The sequence below is a fragment of the Actinoplanes sp. NPDC048791 genome, from assembly GCF_040650095.1.
In the GTDB taxonomy this organism is placed as follows: Bacteria; Actinomycetota; Actinomycetes; order Mycobacteriales; family Micromonosporaceae; genus Actinoplanes.
In genome coordinates this window covers 1-3773 of record NZ_JBEZGQ010000820.1, presented here as the reverse complement: position 1 = coordinate 3773, position 3773 = coordinate 1, and the positions used below count along the sequence as shown (strand labels likewise).

3 protein-coding genes are annotated in these 3773 nt (G+C 70.2%); all 3 read right to left on the bottom strand.

Features of this window, described 5'->3' with window-relative positions:
* Positions 1 to 125: 125 nt before the first annotated feature.
* The gene (katG, locus tag AB0C29_RS37750) at positions 126 to 2402 is read right to left on the bottom strand and encodes a catalase/peroxidase HPI (RefSeq protein WP_360830937.1); all 2277 of its coding nucleotides are present in this window, start codon (positions 2400 to 2402) and stop codon (positions 126 to 128) included.
* Positions 2399 to 2854, bottom strand: a complete 456-nt coding sequence (locus tag AB0C29_RS37745) for a Fur family transcriptional regulator (RefSeq protein WP_360830934.1) — start codon at positions 2852 to 2854, stop codon at positions 2399 to 2401. Before AB0C29_RS37745 ends, katG begins: the two co-directional genes overlap by 4 nt.
* Positions 2855 to 2899: 45 nt before the next feature.
* Positions 2900 to 3773: hypothetical protein (locus tag AB0C29_RS37740; protein ID WP_360830931.1), on the bottom strand; the 874-nt coding region annotated here is incomplete at its 5' end.

The following is a 3773-nucleotide window of genomic DNA, read 5'->3' as shown; positions in this document are numbered from 1 at the left end:
GCCTCGTGTGCACATGCCCCACAACCACCCCCACCACGCCGGGCTGGCCGCCGCGTCCCTAGCTCACGAATCAAACCCCCCGGCCGCACCCTCCGTAGCGCCCGCGCTTCTCCGGTCGTAGGAGATCAGGCGAGGTCGAAGCGGTCCAGCTCCATGACCTTCGTCCAGGCCGTGACGAAGTCCGTCACGAACTTCTCGCGGGCGTCCTGGCCGGCGTAGACCTCGGCGAGCGCCCGCAGCTGCGAGTTCGAGCCGAAGACCAGGTCGACCGCGGTGGCGGTCCACTTGACCTCGTCGGTGGTCACGTCACGGATCTCGTACACGTTCTCGTCCGACTGCGACGTCTTCCACCGGGTGCCGGGGGAGAGCAGGTTGGCGAAGAAGTCGTTGGTCAGCACGCCGGGCCGGTCGGTGAGGACGCCGTGCTGCGACCCGCCGAAGTTCGCGCCGAGGGAGCGTAGGCCGCCGATCAGGACCGTCATCTGGGGCGCCGTCAGGTCGAGCATGTAGGCGCGGTCGATGAGCAGGACCTCGGGCTGGGTCTTCTCGCCGGGGCGCAGGTAGTTGCGGAAGCCGTCGGCGCGGGGCTCGAGGACCCGGAACGAGTCGACGTCCGTCTGGTCCTGGCTCGCGTCGGTGCGGCCCGGGTGGAACGGCACGGTGATCTCGACGCCGGCGTCGCGCGCCGCCTTCTCGACCGCGGCCGAGCCGGCCAGCACGATCAGGTCGGCCAGCGAGATCTTCGCGCCGCCCGCGTTGTTGAACTCCTGCTGGATGCCCTCGAGGGTGCCCAGCACGGTCGCGAGCTGCTCCGGCTGGTTGACCTCCCAGTTGCGCTGCGGCTCGAGGCGGATCCGGGCCCCGTTGGCGCCGCCGCGCTTGTCGGTGGAGCGGAAGCTCGCGGCCGACGCCCAGGCGGTGGCGACCAGCTGGGCGGTGGTCAGGCCGGACTCCAGCACCTTGGCCTTGAGGGCGGCGATGTCGGCGTCACCGACGAGCTCGTGGTCGACGGCCGGCACCGGGTCCTGCCACAGCTGCGGCTCGGCCACCCACGGGCCCAGGAAGCGGCTGACCGGACCCATGTCGCGGTGCAGCAGCTTGTACCAGGCCTTGGCGAAGGCCAGCGCGAACTCGTCCGGGTTCTCCAGGAAACGGCGCGAGATCTTCTCGTACGCCGGGTCGAAACGCAGCGACAGGTCGGTGGTGAGCATCGTCGGCTTGTGCTTGCGGGCCGGGTCGTACGCGTCCGGAATGATCTCCTCGGCGTCCTTGGCGACCCACTGCTTGGCGCCGCCGGGGCTCGTGGTGAGCTCCCACTCGTAGCCGAAGAGGATCTCGAAGAAGCGGTTGCTCCACTGCGTGGGGCGGTCGGTCCAGGTCACCTCGAGACCGCTGGTGATCGTGTCGGCACCCTTGCCGCTGCCGTACGTGCTCAGCCAGCCCAGGCCCTGCGTCTCCAGGTCGGCGCCCTCCGGCTCCGGGCCGACGTGGTTGTCGGCCGGGCCGGCGCCGTGGGTCTTGCCGAAGGTGTGTCCGCCCGCGATCAGCGCGACAGTCTCCTCGTCGTTCATCGCCATCCGGCCGAAGGTCTCCCGGATGAAGTGGGCCGCGGCCCGGAAGTCCGCGCTGCCGCGGGGACCCTCGGGGTTGACGTAGATGAGGCCCATCTCGGTCGCGCCGACGTTCTCGGCCATCTCGTTGTCGGAGACGTAGCGCTCGTCACCGAGCCAGGTGTCCTCCGGGCCCCAGAAGATCTCCTCGGGCTCCCAGACGTCCTGGCGGCCGAAGCCGAAACCGAAGGTCTTGAAACCCATCGACTCCAGGGCCACGTTGCCGGCCAGCACGAGCAGGTCGGCCCAGGAGATCTGCTGGCCGTACTTGGCCTTGACCGGCCACAGCAGGCGGCGCGCCTTGTCGAGGTTGGCGTTGTCGGGCCAGCTGTTGAGCGGGGCGAACCGCTGGCCGCCGTCGCCGGCGCCGCCACGGCCGTCGTGGATCCGGTACGTGCCCGCGGCGTGCCAGCTCATCCGGATCATCAGGCCGCCGTAGTGGCCGAAGTCGGCCGGCCACCAGTCCTGCGAGGTGGTGAGCACCTCGGTGATGTCGCGCTTGAGGGCGTCGACGTCGAGCTTGGCGAACTCCCGGGCGTAGCTGAAGTTCTCCCCGAGCGGGTTGCCCTTGGACGAGTGGGCGTGCAGCACGGACAGGTCGAGCTGGTTGGGCCACCAGTCGCGGATCGTGTGCGGCCGGCCGCCGGTCTTCGGCGTCGGCGAGTCGATCGCCGGGTTCTCGCTCTCACTGCCGGTCGCGGTCACCGAGTCGTGCGCGACCGGGCAGCCTTCCGCCGCCATCTTGTCCACGCCCTGCGCGCTCGCCGGGGCGTTGTCCTGGGTGTCGCTCATCTGTTTCCTTCCGAACTGGCGGATCCTTGGGCAAGGCGTTCGGTCGCGCAGTCGGGGCAGGTGCCCCAATAGACGACCTCCGCCTCGTCGACCACGAAGCCGTGGTCGTCGGAGGCGGTGAGACAAGGGGCATGACCGACCGCGCACTCGACGTCGGCGATGGCGCCGCAGGAGCGGCACACGACGTGGTGGTGGTTGTCTCCCACCCGGGCCTCGTAGCGGGCCGTCGCGCCGGCCGGCTGGATGCGCCGGATCAGGCCGGTCTCGGTGAACGCGCGCAGCACGTCGTACACCGTCTGGTGGGAGATCGCGGGATGCTCGGCCCGGACCAGCGCGATCACCGTGTCGGTGTCGACGTGCGGATGGTCCCGCAGCGCGGCCAGCACAGCCAGCCGTGGCCTGGTCACCCGCAACGAGACCGCCCGCAGCTGAGTCTCGAAGTCGGGCGTCACCTGATCAACGTAGAGGCTTTTCTGGAATAGTTCAAGTTTGCGCGGTCAGCCCAGCGTGGCGGCGGCGTTCACCGCCAGCTGCCGGTTGAGCTGGTCGGCACGGTTCACGTCGATGGCGTCGGTGTCCTGCTCCCAGCCGCGCGGCAGCTCGACGGAGATGCCGCCGTTCTCGGCAACCCAGGACGCCGTGGCCTCGGCGGTGCCACCGGCCGCCTGGATCTTGGCGAGGGTGCCGGTCTGGAACTGGATCGGATGCCCCGCCGCGGCGCCGGCGATCATGTGGTCGTACATGCCCTGGTAGTCGGGGCGGGTCTGCTCGAGCACGCCACCGGTCCGGCGGGCGATCAACGAGTTGTTCTCCCAGACCCCGAACGCCCCCATGGTGGCCCGCTGGTAGTCCATGAGCTGCACGGTGACGGCCGGGTCGGTCTCCATCCGCCGGTCAGCGGCGATGAACTGCCAAGGGTTGTACGCCACCGAGGAAGTGATGCCCAGGGGCGAGAAGGTGTCGTGATGGGCGGCGATCACCGTCTCCAGCGCCGCCCGGTCGGCCGCGGCGGTGTACTCCCGGTCGAGCGCCTGCTTCCGGTTGGCGGCCACCCCGAGCTGCTTGACGCACGGCTCGGCAAAGACGGTGCACGTCCCGGAAACGGTCACCTCACCCCAGAGCGGCTCGTCCTCCAGCGCGGCGGCCACCTCGGGCAGGAAAGCGTTGTACGCGGCCAGGAAATCGTCCGCCCACCACACCGGTACGTCGTACAGGTCAGGCTCGACCGCGTCGGGATCCTCCCACTTCCGCATCGGCCCACCGCCCAGCGCGAGCGCCCAGCCGGGCGACTGCCAACCGGCGAGCAGGCGCAGCTTGAGCCGGGAGTAGCCGCGCTGCCGGGCAAGGTCGGCCGCGGCCCGGAGCTTCGCC